This window comes from Xanthomonas hortorum (genome assembly GCF_011305375.1).
GTDB lineage: Bacteria > Pseudomonadota > Gammaproteobacteria > Xanthomonadales > Xanthomonadaceae > Xanthomonas > Xanthomonas hortorum_E.
On sequence record NZ_VCME01000001.1, the window covers coordinates 22,267 to 47,889 of the forward strand.

Here is a 25,623-nt window from a genome sequence, read left to right on the forward strand (position 1 = left end):
ATCCATGTCCGTTTTGATTAACAAGAACACCAAGGTGATCGTGCAGGGCTTCACCGGCCAGCAGGGCACCTTCCACGCCACTCAGATGATCGAGTACGGCACCCAGGTCGTCGGCGGCGTGACGCCGGGCAAGGGCGGCACCACGCATATCGACCTGCCGGTGTTCAACACCGTGGCCGACGCTGTGTCTGCCACCGGCGCTGACGCTTCGGTGATCTACGTGCCGCCGCCGTATGCGGCCGATGCGATCCTGGAAGCGGCTGCGGCCGGCATCAAGGTCATCGTGTGCATCACCGAGGGCATCCCGGTGCTGGACATGCTGCGCGTCAAGAACGTGCTGACCCGTGCCCATCCGGACACCGTGCTGATCGGGCCGAACTGCCCCGGCGTGATCACCCCGGGCGAGTGCAAGATCGGCATCATGCCGGGCCACATCCATAAGCCGGGCAAGATCGGCATCGTGTCGCGTTCGGGCACCCTGACCTATGAAGCGGTCAAGCAGACCACCGAAGTGGGCCTGGGCCAGAGCACCTGCATCGGGATCGGCGGCGACCCGATCAACGGCCTGAACTTCGTCGACTGCCTCAAGTTGTTCAACGAAGACCCGCAGACCGAAGGCATCATCATGGTCGGCGAAATCGGCGGCGACGCCGAGGAAGCCGGTGCCGAGTACATCAAGCAGTTCGTGAAGAAGCCGGTCGTCGGCTTCATCGCCGGTGCCTCGGCTCCGGCCGGCAAGCGCATGGGCCATGCCGGTGCGATCGCATCGGGCGGCAAGGGCACCGCCGAAGGCAAGTTCGCGGCGATGGAAGCTGCTGGCGTCAAGACCGTCCGTTCGCCGGGCGATCTGGGTGCGGCGATTGCTGCGCTGGTGAAGTAAGAAACACGCATCGCGCGCAGGCGTGTGAGTGTGAAAGAGGCCACCTTCGGGTGGCCTTTTTTATGGTGGCGATATTGGATTGCCAAATCCGATGGCTAATTGCCGCGTTGTGTCAGCGTCTTCGTGGCCGCCGTCGCCTGTTGTGGCTTATCGGCTAATTCGCCTGGCTTGCAGCGTTCGATTTAGAGGGCGTGCTGGTGCGCCGTCTGCTCAAGCAACACATCCACGAACGCACGCACTTTTGCCGGTCGAAAGCGCGTTGCCGGGAACACCGCATGGATACCACCGGACGGCAACTGCCACTGCGGCAGCACATGCAGTAAACGACCTGCGGCCAGATCGTCGGCGACCACATAATCCGGCAGTACCGAGATTCCCGCGCCCTGGCAGACCGCTTCGCGTACGGCGAGGGTGGCATCGAAAAAAATGCCGGGCTGCACGTCCACACTCTGCGGCGCGTGCGTGGCATGCGCGAAGTGCCAGCGCTGATGATCGCGCAAGGCCGTGTTGGCGATGAACGGCAGTGTGGCGATGTCCTGTGGCGCGGTGAGTCCGGCCAGCTGCGCGGTCATCGTGGAAGGCGCGACCAGCAACTGCCGGAACGCACCGATCTTGCGTGCCTGCAGGCTGCTTTCGGCCAGCCAGCCGACGCGGATCGCAAGCTCGATGTTGGCCGTCATCAGGTCCAGGGTCTGGTCGCTGAGGATCGCATCGACCTTGCAGGCCGGATAGCGCCGGGTGAAGGCCGCGATCGCTGGCACCACCACGCGTACGCCGTAGTCCAGCGGTGCGGTGAGCCTGAGTAGACCGGACGGTTCGGCGGCGGTGTCGGTCAGTGCGTCGAACGCGTCGTCGGTATCGCGCAGGATAGCCGCGCAGCGCTTATAGAACGCCTGCCCGAGTTCGGTGGTGCGCACCTTGCGGGTCGTGCGCACCAACAGCGAGGTGCGGCATTCGCGTTCCAGGCGGGCGACCTGTTGGCTCACCACCGCCTTGGTGATGCCCAGGCGCTCGGCCGCTGCCGTAAACGAGCCGGTTTCCACCACAGCGACGAAATACGCCAGCCGGCGCAGATTGCCCAGGCCACCGGGGCCGGACTCGGTTCGATTGTGTGTTGTTGGCATACGGTATGTTTATTGCGGATGGATTTAAGAGTCAACGGCGCCGGCCTAGGATGCGTCCATCGCCACTGGATTTCGCCGCCATGTCCACCACTGTTCACTACCTTTATGACCCGCTGTGCGGCTGGTGCTACGGCGCGACGGCCGTGGTCTCGGCGTTGCAGGCGCGGGCCGATGTCACCCTGGAATTGCTGCCCGCCGGCCTGTTTCTGGGCGCTGGCGCCAGGGCAATGGACGACACCTTCGCCGGCTACGCCTGGTCCAACGATCAGCGCATTGCGCAGCTGACCGGCCAGGTTTTCAGCGAGCAGTATCGTCAGCGCGTGCTCGGCGATCGTCAGCAGCGCTTCGACAGCGGCGTGGCGACGCTGGCGCTGACGGCGGTGGCGCGCATCGACCCCTCGCGCGAATTGCAGGTGCTCGGTGCTATCCAGCAGGCGCGTTATGTGGAGGGCGATGATGTGACTGCGTTGGGTACGCTGATTGGCCTGCTGGAATCGCTTGGTTTAGTGCAGGCAGCGGAGCAGATCGCTGCGCCGGATGCGCCGCTGCTTGCGCTGACGCAGGCGCGGATCGACAAGGCGCTGGAACTGCTGCAGGAATTCGATGTGCGCGGCGTGCCGACCTTGGTGGCACAGTCGTCTGGCAAGCGGTGGTTGCTGGATGTTGGGGCGGGTTATGGGAACCCCGATTTAGTCCTGCGGCAGTTGGATGCTGGGCATTTTTAGGCGGCTGGGTGACTGGTTTCTCGTTGCGGGGTTGGCTGTCTCGCAGCGGACCTTCACCCACACACGTCTCCAGTGAATGGGCTGCCTTCCGCCGCACCCTCACCCTAACCCCCGCTCCGCGCCCCGGCCCGCGCTTGCGGCGCGGGCGCACCAGGGCGCACGCGCCAGTGGCACGTAAGCCGTGCCCTGGTGCCCCGGCGGGAGAGGGACTCTCGCTCCCTTCTCCCATCGGGAGAAGGTGGCGCGTAGCGCCGGATGAGGATACGGGCGCACGTGCTGCGCCGGCTCAGGCATCGCTTTGTACGCGCGCTGATCAAAGCATTCCAACCCAGCTCCAGCCCTAGTTCCACTCCACCTCAATCCATCGCCATCCCAAAAGGCCAAAACCAATGCCAACCCGACGAGACGTCATCAAAACCCTGGCTGTTGCTAGTGTCGCGACGGCCGTTCTTGGAGCGAATACCGCCATGGCTGCACAGACCACACTGACCTATCACCATTTCCCCGCTGGCGAACATGGGTTCTTCCGCGCGCCGGTGCTGATTTCCGGCGCACGCGATGCAGTGCTGATCGATGGCGGCTTTACGCTGCCCGACGGCAAGGCGCTTGCCGAGGCGATCCGTGCCAGCGGCAAGACGCTGACCACCATCTACATCAGCCAGAGCGACCCGGACTATTACTTCAGCCTGGCGCCGATCAAGGCCGCCTTCCCCAAGGCGCGCGTCATCGCCGCCTCGGCCACCATCGCGGCGATCAAGGGCAATGTCGAAAAGAAGCTGGCCACCTGGGGCCCGCAGCTGAAGGAAAACGGCCCGCAGACCCTGGCCGACATCGTGATGCCGGAGGCGTTCGACGGCCCTACGCTCACCCTGGAAGACCACGCACTGGAGATCGTCGATGCCGACGGTCTGGCCAATCGACGTTACGTGTGGGTGCCGGCGCTCAAGGCGATCGTCGGTGGCGTGCTGGTGTTCTCCGGCACGCATGTGTGGACGGCCGACACGCGCGGTGCCGAAGGGCGTGCCGCCTGGCGCAAGACGCTGGACAGCATGGCGGCGCGGCAGCCATCGGTCGTCGTGCCCGGGCACATGGTGCCGGGCGCGCCAATCGATGTATCGGCCATCACCTATACGCGCGACTATCTGCTGGCCTTCGAGGAAGAGCTGGCCAGGCACAGCAACAGTGCCGACCTGATCAAGGCCATGACCGCGCGCTATCCCGATGCCGGTATGGCCGTGGCATTGCAGATCGGCGCCAAGGTCGCCACCGGCGAGATGCAGTGGGGCTGATGCAATGACGACGCCGCTGGAGATCATCCGCAACACCTACGAAAACGCGCCGGACGAAAACGCCAGGCACCTACGCGCCGCGTTGGCCGCCGATGCGCACTGGACCGAAGCGGCCGGGTTCCCGTATGCGGGCACCTACGTCGGCGCGGACGCCATTTTCGCCAATGTGTTCGAGCGCCTGGCGAGCGAGTGGGAGGGCTATCAAGCGAAGGTGCATACCTACCTGGCCGATGGCGAGTGGGTGGCTGCGTTCGGTGTGTACTCCGGGCGTTATCGCAAGACCGGCAACACCATGCAGGCCGCGTTTGCGCATCTGTACCACTTGCAGGACAGCAAGATCGTGCGGATGGAGCAGGTAGTGGATAGCGCGATGGTGGTACGGGCACTGCAGGCTGACTGAGCCCGTTGCCGCTGTGTGCCGAACGCGCAGCATCGGTGCGCGTTCGGCTTTTGGGATTAGCCATTGCAAGGGCCGGCACACCGTGCTGAGCCGTTATCGGTTCGGTGTGCGCGGCGCGCAGCATCCGCCATGCCTGCGTCGCTCTGCGCATTCCGTAACGCGGCCCCACATCCACCCGACAGTGCGCACCGTCTGATTGATTGCTGCTGGATGCAACGCAGGTCGCGCTATGCGGCGTGCTACGCGCACACGCATGGAATGCGGCCGAGGTCATCACCGGCTCGCCGGTCGCCGGGTCGTTCTGGTCGTCGAAGCGCGTCACTATTTGGGTGGGGCTTGCCGAAACGCACTGGCGCGGCGGCGGACCACGGCAGGGTCGCGCGCTTCTGGAATAATGCAGGCTTGGTGGCAACGCCGATCTGCATCTCGGTCTCTTGCGGGATGCGGCACAGCCACGCCTCTCCAGTTGCATCCGCATAGGCCTTCCCATGTCCCAGACGCTTCGCATCGCCATGGCGCAGTTCGACTTCCCGGTCGGCGCCGTGGCGCGCAATACCGATCGCATCATCGAGTTCATCGCGGCAGCGCGCGACGAGTTCGGGGCAGACATCGTGCTGTTTCCCGAGTTGGCGATCAGCGGCTACCCACCGGAAGATCTGTTGCTGCGGCCCGGTTTTCTGGCGCATTGCGAAGAAGCGCTGGCACGCATCGCTGCCAACACGCGCGGGATTGTCGCGGTGGTCGGCTGGCCGCAGAGTGCCGGCAGCGTGGTCTACAACGCAGCCAGCGTGCTGCGCGACGGGCGCATCGAAGCCACGTACCGCAAGCGCGAATTGCCTAACTACGCAGTGTTCGACGAGCGCCGCTATTTCGACGTGGATCCGGATGGCGACAACTGCGTGGTCACGGTCAAAGGCGTGCAAGTGGGCGTGGTGATCTGCGAGGACCTGTGGTTCGCCGAGCCCTTGGCCAAGACCGTGCAGGCCGGCGCCGAGCTGGTGCTGGTGCCCAATGCTTCGCCGTACGAACGCGGCAAGCATGCGCAGCGCGATGCCTTGCTGGCCGAGCGCACCCGCGAGAGCGGGGCGGCGATTGCCTATCTCAATGTGGTTGGCGGCCAGGACGCGCTGGTGTTCGACGGCGCATCGGTGGTGGCCGATGCCGACGGCACCGTGCATCCGGCCGCTGCGGCCTTCGTCGACCAGTGGCTGGTGGTGGATTACGCCGCCGGCGAGCGCAGCTTCACCCCGGTGGTGTGGGTGGACGATGGCGACGAGAGCATGGACGCGCTGGCCTGGCGCGCGGTGGTGCGTGGGTTGCAGGACTATTGCCGCAAGAACGGCTTCAGCAAGGTGTGGCTGGGTTTGTCTGGCGGCATCGATTCGGCGCTGGTGCTGGCGATGGCGGTCGATGCGCTGGGGGGCGACAACGTCACTGCGGTGCGGCTGCCGTCGCGCTACACCGCCAATCTCTCCAACGATCTGGCCGAGGAGCAGTGCCGCGCGCTGGGCGTCAAGCTGGAAACCATTGCGATCGAGCCGGCGTTCGAAGGCCTGCTCGCCGCACTCGGCCCACTGTTCGAGGGTACCCAGCCGGATGTGACCGAAGAAAACCTGCAGTCGCGCAGCCGCGGGGTGATCCTGATGGCGCTGTCCAACAAGTTCGGCGGGCTGCTGCTGACCACCGGCAACAAGAGCGAATACGCGGTGGGATACGCCACCATCTACGGCGACATGTGCGGCGGCTACGCCCCGCTCAAGGATCTGTACAAGACCGAAGTGTTCGGCCTGGCCAAGTGGCGCAATACCGTGGGCGGTGCGCCGGTGATTCCGCCGGCAGTGATTTCGCGCCCGCCCTCGGCCGAGTTGCGCGACAACCAGACCGACCAGGATTCGCTGCCGCCTTACGACGTGCTCGACGGGATCCTGTATCGCTACGTCGATCAGGAGCAGTCGCGCGACGACATCGTTGCGGCCGGCTATGCCGCCGATACGGTCGAACACGTGCTGCGGTTGGTGCGGCTCAACGAGTGGAAGCGCCATCAGTCCGCGCCCGGCCCGAAGGTGTCGCGGCGCGCCTTCGGTCGCGAGCGGCGTTACCCGATCACCAATGGCTATTCCGGTCAGTAGCCGGGCGCGCCGGCTGCCGCTGCGGTGGCCGGCGGTTGCGCGAAGCGGGTGAGCAGGTCCAGGGTGGGCTTGGGCCGCGTCAGGTCGTACATCAGGCCGAAATGGCCTTCGGCGCCCTGGATCGTGGTCTGGTCCAGCAATTCGTAGACGTTCACCTCGGACACCACATCGGCATAGTTGGTTCGCACGTTGCTTAGCAACTGCGCCAGGCTGTCGTAGCAGCCGCGATCGCCTGCCGCACCGCCAGTGGTGTTGCCGGTGTAGATCTCCGCACAGTTCAGCTCGTTGAAGAATACTGGCGTGTTGTAGGTCTGCGCGGCAGTGCGCAGCTGGCCCAGATACAACTCGGTCCAGTAGCCGGCGTCGTGGTGGAAGGCGTAGTAGTGGAAGCTGATGTGGTCGAAGTCGAAGCCGGCCGCCTTGGCCTTGGCCAGAAACCACAGCGAGCCATTGCGATCGCCCGGGCAGCGCGCGTTGGCGCTGCGGTCGTCGCTGTTGCAGGCGGTGATGTTGATGGTGAAGCGCAAGCCGGCGCCCAGTTCGTTGGAGGCCTGGCGCATGCCCAGATACATCGTGGTCATTGCGGCGATGCGTGCATCGGCCTCGGCACGCACCAGATCCTGTTCGTTGCCGATCTCCCAGACCTTGATGTCGGCCGCATAGCGACGCGCCAGCTGGTAGCCGATCTCGCGCGACATCGGGTAGACCATAGGGCGCAGCGTGATGCCGTACTGACGCGCCAGCGGGACCAGGGCATCCAGCGTTGCGTAATCGCGCGGGTCCACATCGAACCGGTAGCTGCGCAGGTTGCGCGCGGCCAGCAGTTTGAAGCGTGCCTCGGCCTGGGCCATGGGGTAGCCGGGGCGATTGTCGTGGGCGTTGACGCCGTAGACGATGGGCGCCGCAGTGGCGGTCGCGGTCAGTGTCGCCAGCAACAGCGCGAGCATCGACAAGACGATGGAGCGAGACATGCGGCCTCCTTGGCTGGCGCCGGTGGGGAGTCGGATCTTCTTCGGGGTCGAGTATAGGCAGCCAATCGCGGCTGTTAGGTGATCTGGCGCCAGGTCTGGTGACGTGCTCGCAGGTGCCGCAGGCGGGCGCGCTCAGGGCTGCGAGAACGCGCGGGGTGCCGGCGTGCAGCTACGTCATGCTGGGCGGTCGGTCGCCCGGTGCGTCAGACGTGGCCGTGGTCTGGCACCGCAAGGGCCTGCGGCAATCGGCACGCTGCCATCGCAGGCGTGTTGCTGCATCCGCATTGCCGCAATAAAAAAGGGGCCTTGCGGCCCCTTTGGGTATTCAGCTGCGTCCGGTGTCTCAGTCGCGACTCATCTGCGAATTGCGCTCGCCGCTGGCAGCGGATTTCTCGCCAGCGAACGGGTTGAGCTTGCGGATGGCCCACGGGTATTTCGGCCAGTTGCCGGTCAGCCACGGATGCTGCGGGCTGTTGAGTTCCAGCACGCGACGCGCGTCGGCGGCCAGGGTCTTGTTGCCCAGATGCGTATAGGCCTCGGCCAGCACCGCGACTGCGTCGTACTGGTAGGCGCTCTGCGGATAGGTTTCCAGCAGGTAATTGGCACGACCAGCCGCCGAGACCCAGGCATTGCGGCGCAAGTAGTAAAGCGCGTTGTCCAGCTCATGCTGGGCGAACACGTCGCGCAGTTCGATCATGCGCTTGCGCGCATCCGGCGCGTAACGGCTGTTCGGATAGCGGTCGGTGACGGTATTGAAGTCGTTGTAGGCCTGCTGCGGCGAGGACAGATCGCGACGGCTCGGGTCCAGCGACCACACTCGGCGCAGGAACACCGTGTCGCGGTTGCTGTTGGCCAGCCCGCGCAGGTAATACAGATACGAGATGTTGCGATGGGTCGGGTAGGTGCGGATGAAGCGGTCGACGCTGGAGACGGTGTCGTCGTGCTTGCCGGCCTTGTACTGCGCATACGCAGTCTCGATCATCGCCTGCTCGGTGTACGGGCCGTACGGGTACTGGGCGATCAGGCGCTTGTAGCTGGCTTCGGCGCCGGCCCAGTTGCCTTTCTCCATCAGACCGTGGCTCTTGCCGTACAGCTGCTCGACCGGCATGCCTTCGTCGGGATTCTTGTTCTTGGCGCCGCGGTGGCAACCGGTGACGACGAACGCCATCACCAGCATGAGGGCAATCAGGCGCGCAGGCGCGGAAAACGTGGACCGTCGGATCATGGGTCTGGGCAGGACGCATCAGGAAAACGAGAGCGCGATGATAGCCTAGTGGCCTGTCCGGCGACTGACTCCCGCCGCCCGGACCCCAAATTCCCGCTTTTGCCTGAGTGCCTGTGTCCATGTCCGACCCATCTGCCGAACCCCTCGACCCGTCCATCCGCCAGGCCATCGTGCCCGACAACGCCGCAGGGCGCCGTTTCGACGCGGTGCTGGCCGAGCTGTTCCCCGAATTCTCGCGCTCGCGGCTGTCGGAGTGGATCAAATCCGGCGATGCACTGCTGAACGGCGAAATGGCGCGTCCGCGCGACACCTTGCGCGGCGGCGAGAGCGTGCAGGTGCAGGTGGTGCTGGAAATCCAGACCCATTCCGAGCCGCAGGACATCCCGCTGAGCGTGTTGTACGAAGACGACCAGGTGCTGGTGATCGACAAGCCGGCCGGGCTGGTGGTCCACCCGGGCGCCGGCAATCCGGACGGCACCCTGGTCAATGCGCTGCTGTTCCGCGACCCGGCGCTTGCGGCCGTGCCGCGTGCCGGCGTGGTGCATCGTCTGGACAAGGACACCAGCGGCGTGATGGTGGTGGCGCGCACCGTGCAGGCGCAGACCGCGCTGGTGGAGCAGCTGTCCGCGCGCGATGTGCATCGCCAGTATTTGGCGGTGGTGGTGGGCGCGCTGGTCTCCGGCGGCACCGCCAATGCGCCGATCGACCGCCACCCGCGCGATCGGCTGAAGATGGCGGTGCGCGACGATGGCCGCGATGCGGTCACCCACTACCGCCTGCGCGAGCGCTTCCGTGCGCACACCGCGCTGGAATGCCGGCTGGAAACCGGGCGTACCCATCAGATTCGCGTGCATATGGCGCATCTGAAATCGCCGATCGTCGGCGACCCGCTGTACGGCGGCGCGCTCAAGTTGCCCAAGGGCGCCAGCGACGAATTGGTGCATGAATTGCGCACCTTCAAGCGCCAGGCGCTGCATGCCGAGACCCTGGAGTTCCTGCATCCGGTCAGCGGCGAGCCGGTGCGTGCCAGCGCGCCGGTGCCGGTGGATCTGCAGCGGTTGATGACCGCGTTGCGCGAAGACAGCGTGCGCGCCGCCGAGCAGGCACGCCGCTAAGGTGGCAGCCGTCGCGCCGTTCGTGTTGCCGGCCAGCTGGCCGGCACCGCCGCGCATCCACGCACTGACCACGCTGCGTTACGGCCTGGGCGAATCGCAGGCGCCGTTCGACACACTCAACCTCGGCAATCGCAACGCTGTCGACGGCGACGTGCCGGAACGGGTGGAGCGCAACCGGGCGCTGCTGGTCGAGGCGCTGGCACTGCCCGGCACGCCGCAATGGTTGCGTCAGGTGCATGGGGTGGAGGTGGTGCGCTTCGCTGCTCCGCCAGTTGCGACCGGCGAGTCGATCAGTGCCGCGGACAATGTCGCGCCGGGTGCACGGGAAGCGGTTGCCGATGCTTCGGTGACCGACGTGCCAGGCGTGGTGCTGGCGATCCTCACCGCCGATTGTTTGCCGGTCGTGCTTGCAGCTGGCGATGGCAGCGAAGTCGCCGCCGCACATGCGGGTTGGCGCGGGTTGGCCGACGGCATGCTGGAGCGCAGCGTGGCGGCCATGCGCACGCCGCCGCAGCACGTGGTGGCATGGTTGGGGCCGGCAGCGGGGCCGCAGGTGTACGAAATCGGGCAGGACGTGTTCGACGCCTTCGTCGCGCACGATGCGCAGGCGCAGAGCGCGTTTGTTGCCACGCGCCCGGGGCATTGGTTGGTGGATCTGTATGCCTTGGCGCGTCAGCGCCTGCAGCAGGCCGGTGTGCCGGCTGGCGCCATCCATGGTGGCGGGTTGTGCACCATTTCCGACCCGCAACGCTTCTTTTCGCATCGTCGCGATCGCCGCAGCGGACGCATGGCCACGCTGGCCTGGATCGCGCCCTGAGCATGCCGTTGTTCGCGCAGGTGCTGGGGCAGGGCGGGTTCGCGCAGCTGCCTGCGCCGGTACGCGCGCTGCATTCTGTGCAGCAACGGCAGACCTTTGCCGGTAGGGCGCAGATCCAGCGCGGTCGCCATCTGTTGGTGCCAGTGCTGGCGTTGCTGAGCCGGTTGCCGCGCAGCGGCGAAGTGGAGGTCGAAGTGGAATTTCTTGCCGACGCGAATGGCGAGCGCTGGCGTCGCTGTTTTGACGGCCTGCCGATGCACTCGCGCTTGTGGCGGCACGGCAATAGCTTGCGCGAACACCTGGGCGCAGTGCGCTTCGAATTCGCGCTGCACGCCGATACGCAGTCGCTGTACTGGCAGGCCATCCGGGTGTGGGCGTTCGGCTTGATTCCGCTGCCTGCGCGCTGGTTCGAGCAGGTGCGTTGCCGCGAGCATGTCGACGCTGGCCGCTATGGATTTCTGGTCGACGTGCACCTGCCGCTGGTCGGCCCGTTCATTCGCTACGAGGGTTGGCTTGAACCGCGTTGATCCACCGTTCGTTGAGGTGCCTCACGTGGAGCTGCCTCACTCGGAGCCTTCTCACTCGGAGCCGCCTCGCGTGGAGCCGCCCTGCGGTAAGCCAGGCGAAGCGCCCGCGACCATCGTGTTCGATGGCGTGTGTCTGCTGTGCAATGGCTGGGTCAAATTTCTGCTGCGCCACGATCGGCGTGGGCGTTATCGCTTTGCCGCAATGCAGGGCCAGACCGGACGCGCGCTGTTGTTGCAGCATGGTCTCGATCCGGACGACCCGTTGTCGTTTCTGCTGGTGGATGCCAGCGGTGCGTGGACCGACAGCGATGCGATCGTGCGGGTCCTGGCTGGCTTAGGCGGCATCTGGCGGCTGGCCACTGTGTTGCGTGTGGTGCCCAGCGGCGTGCGCGACATCGGCTATCGCCTAATCGCACGCAATCGCTATCGCTGGTTCGGTCGCACCGAGCATTGCATGTTGCCAAGCCCCGAGCAGCGTGCACTGTTTCTTGATTAGCGCTTATCTCAGCGAGCGAGCTCCGCGTAGGAGCGCACTTGTGCGCGATGGGCGTTACCGATAACGCCTCATCGCGCGCAAGCACGCTCCTACGATAGCGCCCCGATTTTCACGATGGCTGGTTATTCGGTCGCATGTGTTGGATCTGGAACTGCGGACCGGCACATTTGCTTGTCGTAGGAGCGCACCTGGGCGCGATGGGCGTTACCGGTAACGCCCAGGTGCGCTCCTACGGTGATTCCGTGACGGCCGCTTACGCCGCCGCGTTTCCAAAACTTGCACGCACTACGTTTGCGTTGCCGCTGTGGGCAGGCTGCAGGCGGAAGATCGACACCGCATCGGCCAGTTCCACTGCCTGTTCTTCCAGGCTGCGTGCAGCGGCGGTGGCTTCTTCCACCAGCGCGGCGTTGCGTTGGGTGACTTCGTCCAATTGCGCGACGGTGCGGTTAACCTGTTCGATGCCGCTGGATTGCTCGGCGCTGGCGGCGGTGATCTCGCTCATGATGTCGGTGACGTGTTTCACCGAGCCGACGATCTCGCGCATGGTCGCGCCGGCGCGGTGCACCAGGCCCGAGCCCAGTTCGACCTTGTCGGTGGAGTCGGCGATCAGCGTCTTGATCTCCTTGGCCGCATCGGCCGAGCGCCGCGCCAATGCGCGCACTTCCGAGGCGACCACGGCGAAACCACGGCCCTGTTCGCCCGCGCGTGCGGCTTCCACCGCGGCGTTGAGCGCCAGGATATTGGTCTGGAAGGCGATGCCGTCGATGACGCCGATGATCTCGCCGATCTTGCGCGAGGCGGTGCTGATCTGGCTCATCGTGGACACCACATCGTCCATCACCTTGCCGCCGCTCTGCGCCACTTCGCCGGTGCCCACCACCAGACGATTGGCCTGCAGCGCGCTTTCCGCATTCTGCTTCACGGTGGAGGTGAGTTCTTCCATGGAGCTGGCGGTTTCTTCGAGGTTGGCGGCCTGCTGCTCGGTGCGTTCGGACAGGTCGGTGTTGCCGGCAGCGATTTCCACCGCGGCCTGGCGAATGGTGTCGGAGGCAACCTGGATGCCGCCGATGATTTCGGTCAGACGGAGCACGGTCTGGTTGGTGTCGTCGCGCAGGCGCGCAAAGATGCCGTGCGCATCGCCCTCCACACGCTGGGTGAGGTCGCCTTCGGCCATGGCGCCGATCACGCGTGCCAACGCGGCCAGGTGGGTTTCCACCGAGTCGTAGATGCGATTGATGCCCTGGGCCAGCGACAGCAGTACACCGTCCATGCCGTCCATCTGCATGCGCCGGCTGAAATCGCCGACCGCGGCGGCATCGATGATCTGGATCAGCGCCTGCTCGGCGTTGACCTGCGCGGTGACGTCCATCCACTGCGCGATGGTGCCCAGCTTGGTGCCGTCGGCGGCGATGATGGGGCTGTAGACGAAGTCGATCTGGCGGCCGAAGAACGGCGCGCGCACCGCTTTGGAAGCGGTCAATGCGCGCATGCGGTCGATCGCCGCCTGGCTGTCCGGATAGATGTCGCCGATGCTGCCGCCGACGAAGCCTTCGGCATGAAACGTGGGGCGGAAGCTCTGCACATCCGGCTCGATCAGCTTGAGCATCGCGAGCAGTTTGCGATTGGCGAACAGCACCTGGCCGTCGTCGTCGGCGATGCGGATCATGGTGTCCAGATCGTCCAGCGCCTTGATCACGAACTGGCCATGGCGCAGGCCTTGTTCCATCACGTCGATGCGGATGGCCAGCTTGTCCTGGGTCGCCTGCAGCGCATGCAGCAACGGCGCAAGCTCGCCGGAGGCATTGCGCAGCTCCACGCGCTGGAAGCGCTCATCGCCCATCGCCGCGACCACACCGATCGCCTGCTGCAACTGTGCGCTGGTGCGACGGCGCGACCACCACCACAGCCCTGCACTGGCGATGCCCACCACCAGCAGTGCCGGCAACATCCGTCCCAGCCCGCTCCAAAAACCACCGGGCACCAACGTGGCGGCGTAGAGCGTCAGCAGTACCAGCAGCCCGATGTGCGCAGCGGCGGGAAGCCAGGCCATTCCGGTGGCACGCGCAAGGCTCCTGCCGGCAGATGGGCGGGGGACAGCGGTGGCATCGTGTGAAGGCAACATAGGCTGGGTCCGACTAGGTGATCTGGGATGGGTCTGCGTCCGGCAGGAAATACGCTGCAATGGGGGTATCGGCGGCTGAGCCCGAATCATGACGGCGTGAAATTGCCGTTCGTCGGAATATGGGCGCTAAGCGGACGAAATGGCCGATGTGATTGATTTGGAAGCGGTTTCAGTGCGGTTTGGTACGTGATGGAACAGTTATGCGGTGTCAGTATCTGAGTTTTCAAATGTAAATTTTGGGTGAAATATCACTGGCCGATTTCACGCTGGAATCGTGTCTGCGGCTGGCGTTTTAGAAGCGCGCGCATGCCTCCCATCAGCCGCGACACTCGCAACCGTTCTTACGATTCCCACTTCCAATCCCCACAAAAAAACCGACCGTCTCGCGACGGTCGGTTCGATTTGCACAAACTAACGCAGTGTTGGCCGATTACTTGGCCGGCGTGGCCTGCGCATCGTCCGGCAATGCCCAGGCGATGACGCTGTCGCCGGACTTGGTTTCCATGCGGTCGTGTCCACCCACGGCGGCCACGATGTACTGCTTGCCGTCGATGGTGTAGCTCAGCGGGGCGGCCTGCGGGCCGGCCGGCACGCGGGTCTCCCAGACCTGCTTGCCGGTGCGGGTGTCGAAGCCGCGCATGAAGTCGTCCAGGGTCGCGCCGATGAAGGTCACGCCACCAGCCGTGGCCAACGAGCCGCTGTTATTGGGCGTGCCGATCTCGAACTTGGTCTTGGACGGGATGCCCATCGGGCCCTGGTCGTAACCGGTGCCCAGCGGACGCCGCCAAATCACCTGCTGGGTGCGCAGGTCCACACCGGAGATGTAGCCCCACGGCGGTGCCACGCACGGGGTGTTGAGCGGCGACATCCACGGTTCCTTGCGGGCGCCGTAGGCCAGACCCTTCTGCGCCATGTAGCCGGGCGTCTTACTCTTGCCGTCGAACACCGACACCACGCCCAGCTCGTCCATCTTCTCGCGGGTATAGACCTGCAAGGTGTAAGGCAGGCGATTGCTGTTCATCACCATGATGCCGCGCTGCAGATCGACCGAGACGCCGCCCCAGTTGATGCCGCCGTGGTTGCCGGTGAACGCCAGCGAGCCTTGCAGGGTCGGCGGGGTGAACATGCCTTCGTAGCGCAGGCGCTTGAACTGGATACGGCAGGCCAGCTGGTCGAACGGGGTCATGCCCCAGGCATCGGATTCGACGATGGTTTCGTACTCGCGGCTCGGCGCGCCCACGGTGTTGGGCATGCCCGGCGAGATCGGCTGCGTGGCAGCGGTAAAGTCACCGTGATCGGTGCCCTGCGGCACGGCGATCTGCTTGACCGGCATGATCGGCTCGCCGGTGGCACGGTCCAGCACGAACACCTGGCCGGACTTGGTGGCCTGGATCACCGCAGGACGGGTACCGCCGCCAGCGACCGGCCAATCGACCAGGTTCGGCTGCGGGCCGATGTCGTAATCCCACAGGTCGTGGTTGACGGTGCGGAAGTGCCAACGCTCCTTGCCGGTGGCCGCGTCCACGGCGACCAGGGAGGCGGTGTATTCCTCATCCTGCGGCGTGCGGCCCTTGCCGAAGAAATCGCCCGAGGCATTGCCGGTGGGCAGATAGACCAGGCCCAGCTCGTCGTCGGCAGACATCAGCGACCACACGTTCGGGGTCGAGCGGGTGTAGGTCTGGCCGGCCGGCGGCTCGGCGGTGATCGCCGGGTTGCCCAGGTCCCAGGCCCAACGCAGCTGGCCGGTGAGCGCATCGAAGCCACGCACCACGCCCGAGGGCGCATCGCCTTCCTGGCCGTCGCGCACCTGGCCGGTGGGCTGGATCACCACACCGCGCATCACCACCGGCGGCGAGGTCGGGCCGACGAAGCCCGGCTTGGTGTTGCCGGTGCCGGCATTGAGGTCCACATAACCGTTGTTGCCGAAGCTGGTGCACAGCTTGCCGGTCTGCGCATCCAGCGCACCGAGGCGGCCATCGACCATCGGCCAGAAGATCCGGGTCGGGCACTCGGCGGTGCCTTCCGGTGCCTGGTAGTACGACACGCCACGGCAGGTGGTGGCGGCAACGCCGGCCATCGCCTTCGGGTTGGTCTGCGGGTCGAAGCGCCAGCGCTCCTTGCCGTTGGCCGCTTCCACCGCGATCACCTTCTGGGTCGGGGTGCAGATGTAGAGCAGGTCGCCGACCTTGAGTGGGGTGTTCTGGAAGGCGTAGCCCAGCTTGGAGCCGGCCGGCTTGAGATCGCCGGTATGGAATTCCCAGGCCACCTTGAGCTGCTTGGCGTTTTCCGGGGTGATCTGCGCGCCGGGGGTGTAGTGGTTGGACAGGTTGGAGCCGGCGTATGACGTCCAGTTGCTGGCGTCATGGTTGGCCGCGACGTTGCCGTCCGGGCTGGGCACGTTGGCACGGCTGAACGGCGTTGCGTTCTCGGCCGGCAGCTTGGAGGCATCGGCCAGTTCGACATTACGCGGTACCAGCAACGGCCACAGGATCAGCGCTGCGCCCAGGATCGGCAGCACGCCGGTCACCAGCACATAGCCAACACCCGATAGCGGCTGCATGCGCCGACGCGCCACGCCCCAGAACGGCAGCAGCACCAGGCCGAGTACCGACATCATGGCCAGACGCGGGACCAGGCCCCAGCCATCCAGGCCCACTTCCCACAGCGCCCACGCGATGGTGGCCGCCAGCGTAGTGCCAAACAGCCACAGGCCGGCACGCTTGCCCAGCGCCAGCAAGACGCCAGCCAGGAACAGGCCGATGCCCGCCAGCAGGTAGTACCAGGAACCGCCAACGGCAACCAGGCGGCCGCCTTCGTAGGCAAGCACCGCACCGAGTACGGCGATCACCACCGCATAGGCGACCAGCAACCAGGTGCCTAGCCCACGTTTTGAGGATTGATCAGTCATTTTTGAGATGTCAGGAAGGACCCAGGCACCAGCAAACGGTGGCGAGTCGTGGAGGGAGAAAGATCACAGGCTGGCAAAGGGCGGCCCCGATCTAAAGAACAACGCCCTAAACAAGAACGTCAGGATATGAACGCGCAGCCCCTCCCAGGGTCCTCAGCGCTAATCATGTGAATATTTTAGACCGCAAATACCCGCGTGTCCGTGACGGAATGAGAACCAGCGTTCCAACCTGTGTGCATGGAGTGCTGAAATTGCTCAAATCTGTAAGGAATGGGGTTGCTGTTGGTGCCAGGCGGTCTTGGTGGCATTCGTGTGCGGCGACGAATGCATGATGCTGCCATAGCTCTATTTCGCTATTGACTCGGTCGGCTGAGCGGGGATTCGGGAATGGAGATTCGTGTCAGCCGGGATTTTTCACTTGGCGCATTTTCCACGTGTACGGGCAAACGTACCCTCATCCGCCCTTCGGGCACCTTCTCCCGGGGGGAGAAGGGATGCGCTGCCAGTGCGCGGCGCATCTGTGTGCTGGTAGCGCGTGTGCGCTGGTAGCTCGGGAAACCAGATCAAATATCGGCCAGTGCCTGCAAATACCGCTGGCGCCAGTGATTGATGTTGTTCTTGCGCAGGTGATCCATCATCGCCCGCCAGCGTTCGATGCGCGTGGCCAGCGGCATGCTCGCCGCAGTCGCAATCGCATCGGCTACGCCATCCAGATCGTGCGGATTGACCAGCAGCGCTTCTTTCATTTCATCGGCTGCGCCGGCCAACAGCGACAGCACCAGCACGCCCGGATTTTCCGGATCCTGCGCCGCCACGAATTCCTTGGCGACCAGATTCATGCCATCGCGCAACGGCGTGACCAACCCCACCGAAGCGGCGCGATAGAAACCGGTCAACGTGGCATGGCTGAAGTTCTGATTGACGTAGCGCAGCGGCGTCCAATCCGGCTCTGCATGGCCACCGTTGATATGGCCGGCGATCTGCTCCAGCTGCCCGCGCAGCTGGCGATACTCGTTGACGTCGCCACGCGACACCGGCGCGATCTGCAGATAGGTCAGGCTGCCGGATTGCTCCGGATAGCGTTCCAGATAGCGCTCGAATCCCTGGAAGCGTTCCGGCAGGCCTTTGGAATAATCCAGACGATCGACACCGATCGCCAGCTGACGCCCGCGCAGGCTTTCGCGCAGATCGCGCACCGCCTGCTTGCCGACCGAGGCCTTTGCCTGGTTGGCGATCAACTCGGTATCGATGCCGATCGGGAAAGAGGCGGCGCTGAAACGACGCCCGCCAGGGCCTTCGACAATGTCGCCTTCGAGAATGCGCCCACCGCCGAACAGACGCACGTAGGCCTTGAAGCGCTCCGCATCGCGCTGGGTCTGAAAGCCCACCAGATCGTACGCATAGAAGGTGCTGAACAGGCGCGCGTGATCGGGCATGGCCTGCATCAGGTCGGCCGAGGGCATCGGTACGTGCAGGAAGAAGCCCATCTTGCAGCCCACACCCAGCTCGCGCAGCATCGCGCCCAGCGGAATCATGTGGTAATCGTGGATCCATAGCGTGTCGCTGTCTTTCAGCAACGGCGCCAGTTTTTCCGCGAACAGCCGATTGACGCGCATATAGCCTTCGCGCGTGGCGCGGTCGTAATCGACCAGGTCCAGGCGAAAGTGCAGCAGCGGCCACAGGGTACGATTGGCGAAGCCGTTGTAGTACGAATCAATGTCGCGTTTGTTGAGGTCCATGGTGACGAACTTGATGTCGCCATCGGTCTGCTCATGCATGCCGCCGCTATCGCCGCGCACGGTCTTGCCGCTCCAGCCGAACCACACCCCACCACGCTCCTTGAGCGCGGCCAACAAGCCAACCGCCAGGCCGCCTGCACGGTTTTCGCCGGGCACTGCAACGCGGTTGGATACCACCACCAAACGACTCATGACGCCTCCTGCCAGCTCCGCGACAAGCGCATTGCTGCAATGATCAAACCCACATGCGAATAGGTCTGGGGGAAATTCCCCCAGGCTTCGCCGTCTTCAAACGATAGATCCTCGGACAGCAAGCCGAGGTGATTGCGGCGCGAGAGAATGCGCTCGAACAGTTCACGTGCTTCGTCCTTGCGACCGATCGCGGCCAGCGCGTCGATGTACCAGAACGTGCAGATGGTGAAGCTGGTTTCCGGCGCACCGAAGTCATCCGGTGCGATGTAGCGATAAAGCGCATCGCCATGCTTGAGCACGCGACCGACGGCTTCCACGGTGCGCACGAAGCGGCTGTCGTCGTTGCCCACGATACCGATATCGGCCAGCAACAACAGCGAGGCATCCAGGCGGTGGCCGCCGAGCGTGTCGGTGAAATGGCCGTGTTCGTCGCTCCAGGCTTCCGTCAGCACGCGCTCGCGAATGCTGTCGGCACGTTCGCTCCAATACACGCTGCGCTCGGGCAGCACCAGGCGGTCGGCGATCTTGGACAGGCGATCGCAGGCGGCCCAGCACATCGCGGCCGTATACGTATGCACTTCGGCGCGGCCGCGGAATTCCCACAGGCCGGCATCGGGGACGTTGTGCAGCGCGAATGCGCGCTCGCCCAGCGGCTCCAGGCGCCGGAAGGTGTCCGCATCGCCCTGATCCTTCAGACGCAGATCGAAGAACAGCTGCGTGGAGGCCAGCACCACGCTGCCATACACATCGTGCTGCTTTTGAATCCAGGCCAGGTTGCCGCGTCGCACCGGGCCCATGCCGCGGTAGCCGTCCATCGTCTCGACTTCGTGCTCTTCCAGCTGCGATTCGAAACCGATGCCGTACAGCGGCTGCAGGGTGCCGTCGGCGGTGGCGATGTTGAAGATGTAGCCGATGAACTGCTCCATCGTGCGCGTGGCGCCCAATCGATTCAGCGCACGCACCACGAACGCGGCATCGCGCAGCCAGCAATAGCGGTAATCCCAGTTGCGCGGGGTGTTGGGCGCCTCCGGGATCGAGGTGGTCATCGCCGCGATGATGGCGCCGCTGTCTTCGTACTGGCACAACTTGAGCGTGATCGCGCTGCGGATCACCGCCTCTTGCCAGTCGAGCGGAATCGACAGATAGCGCACCCATTCGCGCCAGTATTCTTCGGTGCGTTCCTGCGCTTCCTGCACGTAACCGGTGAGCGAGCGGGTGAGCGATTCGTCCACGCCCAACACCAGATTGACCGGGTGGCTGAGCACGAACGGCAAGCCGTCGCGCACGAAGCGCACCGGCACATCGGTGGTCAGGCGCAGAGTGAATTCCGGCAGTACCCAACGGATGTGATTGCTGCCCCAGGTGGTTTCCGGCGTGCGGCCGCCCCAGTCGGCCAACGGGCGTGCGCGCACGATGATGCGCGGGTTACCGGCCAGCGGACGAAGCTGCCGAATGATGCTCACCGGCCGATAGAAACGCCCGTTATTGCGCCAGCGCGGTGCGAAGTCGATCACTTCCACTTCGCCACCGTGGCTGTCGCGCAACACGGTGCGCAGCACGGCGGTGTTGGGCAGGTAATGCTGCTCGCTGCTTTCGAAGTCCTCCAGCTCAACGGCAAAGTCGCCGCCCTCGCCCTTGGGCGAGAGCAGCGAACAGAACGCCGGGTCGCCATCGAAAGCCGGCAGGCAACTCCACACCACACGTGCCTGCCGATCGACCAATGCACCGAAACTGCAGTTGCCGATGACGCCCAGATCCAGGTTTGGCTCGGTCATGGAGTGCGAACGATCCTTTTGAAGAGAAGAGGGTAAGGCGCGCGGCTCTCAGGCTGGGCGCGCGTTGCGTTGCAACCACGCATGAACATCGGCAGTGCCATCGACGCGGAAGCGCGCGCTGGTCTGCGCGCGATCGCCGACCAGCACGCTCCAGCCGCCGAGGCGATTGGCCGCTTCGAAGCCGAATTCGTCGGTCAGGTCGTCGCCGACGAATACCGGTGTGCGGCCGGCGAATGCGCCGTGCTGCATCAGTTGTTCGACCGCCAGGCCCTTGTTGCTGCCTTCGGGAACGAATTCCACCACGTGGTCGCCAGGCTGCAGGCGATAGCCGGAAAGTTGTGCGATTTCCTGTTGCGCGAAGGCCAGAACATCCGGGCCGGCGAGCGGTTGTGCGCGCCAATGCAGCGCAACGCTGACGCCTTTGTCTTCGACCAGCACGCCGGGGTGTTGATGCGTGAGTGCGGCGGCGCGCTGATGCAAGCCGTGCAGCCATTCGGAGGTGTCTTGCGGCATCGCGGCGCGTGCGGCGATATCGTTGCGTAGCTCATGTCCGTGCAAGCCGGCAGCCGGGAGCAACAGCGGCGCGAACAAGGCGTCCAGTTGCGATAACGGTCGCCCGCTGACCAGTGCGACTGCGCCATGCAGGCGATCGCTTAGGCGGCCGATGGCCTCGCGGACCTCGGGCAAGAGCCGCACAGCCTCTGGGCTGTCGGCAAAGTCGATGAGGGTACCGTCCACGTCCAGAAACAATGCGCAGGCATCGTCCAGCAATGGCGGCGACGGAAGGGGGGAATGCACGTCTGCCATCGCGCTAGTGTGCGCAAAGCGGTGTGATATTCAGGTTATGCAGTGCCGGGGAGTACTGGTCAGGCACGTACGACTGCCTGTCCTTCTCCCGTCGGTAGAAGGTGCCCCGTAGGGGCGGATGAGGGTACGAGCGAAGCCACGTGCAGTTGAAACGCCACGAGGGCTTCGCTCCGTACCCTCACCCCAACCCCTCTCCCGTAGGAGAGGGGCTAAAGCACTCTCTGAGGGAGAGAGGTTTTTAAGCTCTTTGCTTGCACTCAGAAGCTATACCGCACCCGCCCATACCAGTACGCGCCATTGCTGCCGATCGGCGAGAGCACGTCGTAGGGCAGGTTGCCGAAGTAGGCGATGTCGTCGATGGAGCGGTCCGAGTAGTTGTCCAGGATGTTCTGGCCGCCGATCGCCAGCGTCCACTGCGTCCCCAGGTGGTACTCGGCCTCCAGATCCAGCTGCCACTCGGCACCATAGGTCTGGCGTGGTACGAAGCCGCCGCCGAAATCGAACACGCGCGTTGCGCTGCCGTAGCGGTTGACGCGGGTCTGCAGGTTCCAGTGCTCGTTGTTCCAGTTGGCCGCCAGGGCCGCGCGCGTGCGTGGCGCTGCATCGGTGAGCGTGTTGCTCTCTTCGACGCCGAACAGCACGTACTCCGGGTTCAGTGCGAGCAGCTGCGCCGGGGTGCCGATGACGTTCTTCAATTCGGTCTTGGCGTAGCTGTAAGTGCCGGTCAGCAGCAGGTCGCCGCCGAAGGCGTACTGGCGCCAGTTGCCGACCAGCTCCGCGCCGCGGGTGCGGGTGTCGGCGGCGTTGAGGAAGTAGCTGGCGCTCTGCACGCCGGTGACGCCGAAGTTCTGCTGCACAAAATCCGTTAGCGTGTCGCCGGTGATGTCTTCGGACAGCGCGATGCGGTCGTCGATATCGATCTGGAAGAAGTCCAGCGACAGGTCGAAGTGATCGCCCAGCTTGCTGGTGAAACCCAGGCTGTAATTGAGCGATTTTTCCGGCTTCAGATCGGTGGCGCCGAGCGCGCGTGCAATCGGGTTGTTGACCGACAGCAGGCGGCCCTGGGTGAGGCGGCCGGCGGCGTCGTAGCCGGTGGACGTGGCCTCATAACCGATCTGGCTGAGCGAGGGCGCACGCACGTTGTTGGAGATGGCGCCACGCAGCGCGAACGCCGGGGCGAATGCATAACGCGCGGCCAGCTTGCCGGTCCATTGGCTGCCGAAATCCTGGTAATGCTCGTAGCGGCCGGCCAGGTCGGTGGAGAACTTGTCGCCGAACTGGCTGGAGACGTTGGCGTAGGCGCTGGCGACATTACGCGACAGATCGGCTTCGTCCTGCGGGGTGAGCCCGCCGCCGGCCTGCGAGCCGGTGGGGCGATCGGTGAACGGGCCGGCCGCATAGCTGGCCGGGTCGCCAGCGTGGGTGCGGTACTGCTCGCGGCGGAATTCGGCACCGGTGCCGAAGGTATGGGTGGCGCCGGCGGCATCGAACACGCGGGTCAGATCCAGATTGCCCACGGTCTGCGCGAAGGCGAAATCGCCGGTCTTGAAGCGGGTGGTGCTGCCCGGGCCGAGCGAGGCGTTGAGCGAGTTGCGCAGCCGGTAGGTGAAGTCGTTGCGGCCGTAGTTGACGCTGGCGTCGTAGTCCCAGTTGCCGAGTTGCCCACGGGCGCCGGCGACGATCTGCAGGTCGCGATTCTCGCCTTCGGAAATCGGGCGGTAGCCGTTGGGGTAGATCTCGCGCCAGTTGGCGCTGCCATCCGGGTAGCGGAAGTAATTGGCGCCTTCGGTGTCGCGCTGGTTGTAGGTGCCGAAGGCGTAGAACTCGCCGTTGGCGCTGAAGGGGATCTTGGTGTTGAGCCAGGCGTTCAGGCCTTTGGTGGCGCCGTCGCCGAGCACGTAATTGCGCTGGCCAGCCAGCGCCAGATTGGCCGGGGTCTGTTCTTCGAACGAGGGAATTTGATCGAAGCCGGCGCGGTTGGTGCCCTCGCGATTCTTCAGCTCCAGGCCGACCTTGAAAAAGCCGCCGTCATCGCCGAGCAGGCTGCCGACCTTGGCGCTGGCGTAGCTGGTCTGGCCGTCGGTGACGCGGCGATTGATCGGCTCCACATCGGTGTTGTAGGCGCCGAAGCTGGCTTCCAGCTCGCCGCGCTCGGGGTTGTCGTCCAGGATCACGTTGATGACGCCGGCAATGGCATCGGAGCCGTACTGCGCACCGGCACCGTCGCGCAGTACTTCGATGCGCTTGATCGCATTGATCGGGATGGAATTGAAATCCACCGGCGTGGTGCCCTTGCCGATCTTGCTGTCGGTATTGACCAGCGCCGAGGTATGCCGGCGCTTGCCGTTGACCAGCACCAGCACCTGGTCGGGCGAGAGCCCGCGCAGCTGCGCGGCGCGGATGTGATCAGCGCCGCCGGAGTTGGACTGGCGCGGGAAGTTGAACGAGGGCAGCAGTGCCTGCAGCGCGCTGCCGAGCTCGCCGTTGACCACGCCGGCCTTGCGGATGTCTTCGGCGGTGAGCACGTCCACCGGCACGGTCGATTCCAGCACGGTGCGGTCGCTGGCGCGGGTGCCGGTGACGATCACGGTGTCCAGCGTTGGGGCGCCGGGGGCGGCCTGCTGGGCCTGTGCGTTGGCGCTCAACACGGCCGCGACGGCCAGGCCGATAGCCGAAAGGGTGGGGCGGGTCATTTCTCTCTCCTGCGACAGCAACTGCGAACGCGCCGCGCGGTCGGCATCCGGCCGGGCAGGGGCGCAAAGGGGTTCGGATCGTCCACATTCATCCGGATGGAGAGATGTTATCGCGTTGTTCAGACGCGTGCGAGATGGCACAGTGCGCGCACGCCGGCATCAGCTGATGCCCGGCCTGCATGAGCCTGCCCAATACGCGTTGTAAAAATATCCGTTGTGGAGAAGTCGATGAAGTTGCTGCCGTCCTGCCTGCTTGCCGCCCTATTGGCGTTGTCTGCCTGCGCCACCACTCCCGGCGGGGCGCCGGGCTCGACCACTGCCAGCCTGCAAGGCGATGCGGCGCGGCCCGCGACCGCCCGCGGCTGGGTGCGCAGTGAGCTGTACTTTGGCGTGGGCGAGGAAACCGGCCCGGCCGATCGCCCGCAGACCCGCACCATCGATGAGACCCAGTGGCGCGCCTTCCTGGACAAGGAAGTGACGCCGCGCTTCCCGGATGGGCTGACCGTGTTCGACGCCTACGGCCAGTGGCTGTTTCGCGGTGCCAAGGAGCCGAACCGGCTGGGCACCAAGGTGCTGGTGATCCTGCACGAGGACAGCCCGCAGCGGCGCAACGACATCGAGGCGATCCGCCTGGCCTGGAAGCAGGCCACCGGCCACCAGTCGGTGCTGTGGTCGCGGCAGGCGGTTGAGGTGTCGTTCTGAGTCTGCTGACTATGCGCCTTGAACCTGTGCACCGAATGCGCGTGAGCGCTGCGCGCACGCTGCTATTTGCCGCACTTGGCGGGCTGTCGTTCGCGTCCTTGGCACGCGACACCAGCGTGCAGGTGTCGCTCGACGCACACACGCGTGCCACCGCCACACTGGTCGGCGCACGCCTGCAGGTGGTGTTTAGCCCAGGCGGCAAGGAGCAATGGTTCGACGCGAACGTGGACGACGGCGAAGGCGGCACCGGCGTGGACAGCGACGACTACAACTTCGATGGGCATCCGGATCTTGCAGTGTCGGCGATGCTCGGCCAGGTCAACGAAGCGGTGCTGGTATTTGTGTTCGATCCGGCGCAACGGCGCTTTCGTGCGCTGACTGCGCCCACGCGCCCGGCGGTGCAATGCGAAGGTTTCTTCAATCTGACGCCCGACAAGCAGCAGCGCAGCTTGACCAGCTCCTGCCGCAGCGGGCCGATGTGGTACGCCGACGTCTATCGCTACGCCGCCGATGGGCGGCTGTATGTGGCCAGGACGCAGCAGCCGATCGCGTCGCCGGATATCCAGACCTTGCTGGATCCAGGCAGCGACGATGGCATGCCGCTCTCGGTGTGGCCGCGTTACGACGCGCGCGGGGCGAAGGTTTCAAGCGAGATCGGCACGACGCTGGAGGCACCCATGCCGGTGCAGCTGCGTGTGCAGGTGGCGCGCCTGCCGCTGTACGCCACGCCTACGGCGACCAGCACCAAGCGCTATCTGGTGCAGGGCGATCGGGCCGACGCGCTGGATGTCAGCGCCGATGCCACGCGCGTGCAGGTGCGCTATCGCAGTGCCGGCCGCAGCGACAGCGTCGGCTGGATCGAGGTCGCTGCGGCGATGCAGGAGCGGACGCAGTAGCGCCTGTAGGCGTCAGCGTGCCGGCAAGCGCCGGACGGGCGCGCCCTTGCATCGGCCAGCGCAACGACACGCTCTGATCCATCGCGCCGCT

General features: G+C 65.2%; 20 protein-coding genes. 11 read left to right on the forward strand and 9 right to left on the reverse strand.

Features of this window, described 5'->3' with window-relative positions; genetic code table 11:
- Positions 1-4: 4 nt before the first annotated feature.
- Positions 5-880, forward strand: a complete 876-nt coding sequence (sucD, locus tag FFY45_RS00090) for a succinate--CoA ligase subunit alpha (RefSeq protein WP_006450729.1) — start codon at positions 5-7, stop codon at positions 878-880.
- A 182-nt stretch (positions 881-1,062) separates the two neighbouring features.
- On the opposite strand, the gene FFY45_RS00095 is transcribed toward sucD, so the two are convergent.
- The gene (locus FFY45_RS00095; protein ID WP_176338868.1) at positions 1,063-2,004 is read right to left on the reverse strand and encodes a LysR family transcriptional regulator; all 942 of its coding nucleotides are present in this window, start codon (positions 2,002-2,004) and stop codon (positions 1,063-1,065) included.
- Positions 2,005-2,084: 80 nt separating this feature from the next.
- Here FFY45_RS00095 and FFY45_RS00100 point away from each other — a divergent pair, with 80 nt between their 5' ends.
- The 4 genes from FFY45_RS00100 to FFY45_RS00115 all read left to right on the forward strand — a co-directional run bounded on the left by FFY45_RS00100 (position 2,085) and on the right by FFY45_RS00115 (position 6,547).
- Positions 2,085-2,729, forward strand: coding sequence for a DsbA family protein (locus tag FFY45_RS00100; RefSeq protein ID WP_176338869.1), 645 nt, complete (start codon positions 2,085-2,087; stop codon positions 2,727-2,729).
- 467 nt (positions 2,730-3,196) lie between these two features.
- Complete coding sequence (locus tag FFY45_RS00105) at positions 3,197-4,018, forward strand: MBL fold metallo-hydrolase (RefSeq protein WP_238601887.1); 822 nt, start codon at positions 3,197-3,199, stop codon at positions 4,016-4,018.
- A gap of 4 nt (positions 4,019-4,022) precedes the next feature.
- On the forward strand, positions 4,023-4,418 hold the full coding sequence (locus FFY45_RS00110; RefSeq protein ID WP_176338870.1) for a nuclear transport factor 2 family protein: 396 nt from the start codon (positions 4,023-4,025) through the stop codon (positions 4,416-4,418).
- Between the two features lie 488 nt (positions 4,419-4,906).
- A complete protein-coding gene (locus FFY45_RS00115) occupies positions 4,907-6,547 on the forward strand; it encodes an NAD+ synthase (protein WP_176338871.1) in 1,641 nt (546 codons plus the stop codon).
- Here FFY45_RS00115 and FFY45_RS00120 read toward each other — a convergent pair.
- Positions 6,541-7,518, reverse strand: a complete 978-nt coding sequence (locus tag FFY45_RS00120) for a glycoside hydrolase family protein (RefSeq protein ID WP_176338872.1) — start codon at positions 7,516-7,518, stop codon at positions 6,541-6,543. The genes FFY45_RS00115 and FFY45_RS00120 overlap by 7 nt on opposite strands.
- Before the next feature lie 343 nt (positions 7,519-7,861).
- Positions 7,862-8,743 carry an outer membrane protein assembly factor BamD gene (locus FFY45_RS00125; protein WP_006450711.1) on the reverse strand — a complete coding sequence of 294 codons (882 nt, stop codon included), beginning with the start codon at positions 8,741-8,743 and terminating at the stop codon, positions 7,862-7,864.
- A 119-nt stretch (positions 8,744-8,862) separates the two neighbouring features.
- Here FFY45_RS00125 and rluD point away from each other — a divergent pair, with 119 nt between their 5' ends.
- From rluD to FFY45_RS00145, 4 genes are all read left to right on the forward strand, one after another.
- A complete protein-coding gene (gene rluD / locus FFY45_RS00130) occupies positions 8,863-9,858 on the forward strand; it encodes a 23S rRNA pseudouridine(1911/1915/1917) synthase RluD (RefSeq protein ID WP_006450712.1) in 996 nt (331 codons plus the stop codon).
- A 1-nt stretch (position 9,859) separates the two neighbouring features.
- A complete protein-coding gene (gene pgeF, locus FFY45_RS00135) occupies positions 9,860-10,675 on the forward strand; it encodes a peptidoglycan editing factor PgeF (RefSeq protein ID WP_176338873.1) in 816 nt (271 codons plus the stop codon).
- A 2-nt stretch (positions 10,676-10,677) separates the two neighbouring features.
- Positions 10,678-11,202, forward strand: a complete 525-nt coding sequence (locus FFY45_RS00140) for a DUF4166 domain-containing protein (RefSeq protein WP_176338874.1) — start codon at positions 10,678-10,680, stop codon at positions 11,200-11,202.
- A gap of 70 nt (positions 11,203-11,272) precedes the next feature.
- On the forward strand, positions 11,273-11,698 hold the full coding sequence (locus tag FFY45_RS00145; RefSeq protein ID WP_176338875.1) for a DCC1-like thiol-disulfide oxidoreductase family protein: 426 nt from the start codon (positions 11,273-11,275) through the stop codon (positions 11,696-11,698).
- A 253-nt stretch (positions 11,699-11,951) separates the two neighbouring features.
- Here FFY45_RS00145 and FFY45_RS00150 read toward each other — a convergent pair whose 3' ends face one another.
- The 6 genes from FFY45_RS00150 to FFY45_RS00175 all read right to left on the reverse strand — a co-directional run bounded on the left by FFY45_RS00150 (position 11,952) and on the right by FFY45_RS00175 (position 23,934).
- The gene (locus tag FFY45_RS00150) at positions 11,952-13,820 is read right to left on the reverse strand and encodes a methyl-accepting chemotaxis protein (RefSeq protein ID WP_176338876.1); all 1,869 of its coding nucleotides are present in this window, start codon (positions 13,818-13,820) and stop codon (positions 11,952-11,954) included.
- A gap of 430 nt (positions 13,821-14,250) precedes the next feature.
- The gene (locus FFY45_RS00155; RefSeq protein ID WP_176339081.1) at positions 14,251-16,689 is read right to left on the reverse strand and encodes a glucose/quinate/shikimate family membrane-bound PQQ-dependent dehydrogenase; all 2,439 of its coding nucleotides are present in this window, start codon (positions 16,687-16,689) and stop codon (positions 14,251-14,253) included.
- A gap of 602 nt (positions 16,690-17,291) precedes the next feature.
- Positions 17,292-18,659: an alpha,alpha-trehalose-phosphate synthase (UDP-forming) gene (gene otsA / locus FFY45_RS00160; RefSeq protein WP_023904889.1), complete on the reverse strand. Its 1,368-nt coding sequence runs from the start codon at positions 18,657-18,659 to the stop codon at positions 17,292-17,294.
- Positions 18,656-20,434, reverse strand: a complete 1,779-nt coding sequence (locus tag FFY45_RS00165) for a glycoside hydrolase family 15 protein (protein WP_176338877.1) — start codon at positions 20,432-20,434, stop codon at positions 18,656-18,658. The genes otsA and FFY45_RS00165 overlap by 4 nt, the downstream gene beginning before the upstream one ends.
- Positions 20,435-20,482: 48 nt before the next feature.
- Positions 20,483-21,241: a trehalose-phosphatase gene (otsB, locus tag FFY45_RS00170; RefSeq protein ID WP_176338878.1), complete on the reverse strand. Its 759-nt coding sequence runs from the start codon at positions 21,239-21,241 to the stop codon at positions 20,483-20,485.
- A 257-nt stretch (positions 21,242-21,498) separates the two neighbouring features.
- On the reverse strand, positions 21,499-23,934 hold the full coding sequence (locus tag FFY45_RS00175; protein ID WP_176338879.1) for a TonB-dependent receptor plug domain-containing protein: 2,436 nt from the start codon (positions 23,932-23,934) through the stop codon (positions 21,499-21,501).
- Between the two features lie 228 nt (positions 23,935-24,162).
- Between FFY45_RS00175 and FFY45_RS00180 the strand changes: the two genes are divergently transcribed.
- Positions 24,163-24,636, forward strand: coding sequence for a DUF3574 domain-containing protein (locus FFY45_RS00180; protein ID WP_176338880.1), 474 nt, complete (start codon positions 24,163-24,165; stop codon positions 24,634-24,636).
- An 11-nt stretch (positions 24,637-24,647) separates the two neighbouring features.
- Positions 24,648-25,532: an FG-GAP repeat protein gene (locus FFY45_RS00185; protein ID WP_176338881.1), complete on the forward strand. Its 885-nt coding sequence runs from the start codon at positions 24,648-24,650 to the stop codon at positions 25,530-25,532.
- Positions 25,533-25,623: the final 91 nt, after the last annotated feature.

Excerpts from the sequence above, each read along its gene's own strand:
- FFY45_RS00110 (WP_176338870.1), top strand. The coding sequence starts at position 4,023 with ATGACGACGCCGCTGGAGATCATCCGCAACACCTACGAAAACGCGCCG.
- FFY45_RS00105 (WP_238601887.1), top strand. The coding sequence starts at position 3,197 with ATGGCTGCACAGACCACACTGACCTATCACCATTTCCCCGCTGGCGAA.
- otsA (WP_023904889.1), bottom strand. The coding sequence starts at position 18,659 with ATGAGTCGTTTGGTGGTGGTATCCAACCGCGTTGCAGTGCCCGGCGAA.
- sucD (WP_006450729.1), top strand. The coding sequence starts at position 5 with ATGTCCGTTTTGATTAACAAGAACACCAAGGTGATCGTGCAGGGCTTC.
- FFY45_RS00140 (WP_176338874.1), top strand. The coding sequence starts at position 10,678 with ATGCCGTTGTTCGCGCAGGTGCTGGGGCAGGGCGGGTTCGCGCAGCTG.
- FFY45_RS00095 (WP_176338868.1), bottom strand. The coding sequence starts at position 2,004 with ATGCCAACAACACACAATCGAACCGAGTCCGGCCCCGGTGGCCTGGGC.
- FFY45_RS00120 (WP_176338872.1), bottom strand. The coding sequence starts at position 7,518 with ATGTCTCGCTCCATCGTCTTGTCGATGCTCGCGCTGTTGCTGGCGACA.
- otsB (WP_176338878.1), bottom strand. The coding sequence starts at position 21,241 with ATGGCAGACGTGCATTCCCCCCTTCCGTCGCCGCCATTGCTGGACGAT.
- FFY45_RS00185 (WP_176338881.1), top strand. The coding sequence starts at position 24,648 with ATGCGCCTTGAACCTGTGCACCGAATGCGCGTGAGCGCTGCGCGCACG.
- FFY45_RS00150 (WP_176338876.1), bottom strand. The coding sequence starts at position 13,820 with ATGTTGCCTTCACACGATGCCACCGCTGTCCCCCGCCCATCTGCCGGC.
- FFY45_RS00115 (WP_176338871.1), top strand. The coding sequence starts at position 4,907 with ATGTCCCAGACGCTTCGCATCGCCATGGCGCAGTTCGACTTCCCGGTC.
- FFY45_RS00180 (WP_176338880.1), top strand. The coding sequence starts at position 24,163 with ATGAAGTTGCTGCCGTCCTGCCTGCTTGCCGCCCTATTGGCGTTGTCT.
- FFY45_RS00100 (WP_176338869.1), top strand. The coding sequence starts at position 2,085 with ATGTCCACCACTGTTCACTACCTTTATGACCCGCTGTGCGGCTGGTGC.
- FFY45_RS00175 (WP_176338879.1), bottom strand. The coding sequence starts at position 23,934 with ATGACCCGCCCCACCCTTTCGGCTATCGGCCTGGCCGTCGCGGCCGTG.
- FFY45_RS00125 (WP_006450711.1), bottom strand. The coding sequence starts at position 8,743 with ATGATCCGACGGTCCACGTTTTCCGCGCCTGCGCGCCTGATTGCCCTC.
- FFY45_RS00165 (WP_176338877.1), bottom strand. The coding sequence starts at position 20,434 with ATGACCGAGCCAAACCTGGATCTGGGCGTCATCGGCAACTGCAGTTTC.
- rluD (WP_006450712.1), top strand. The coding sequence starts at position 8,863 with ATGTCCGACCCATCTGCCGAACCCCTCGACCCGTCCATCCGCCAGGCC.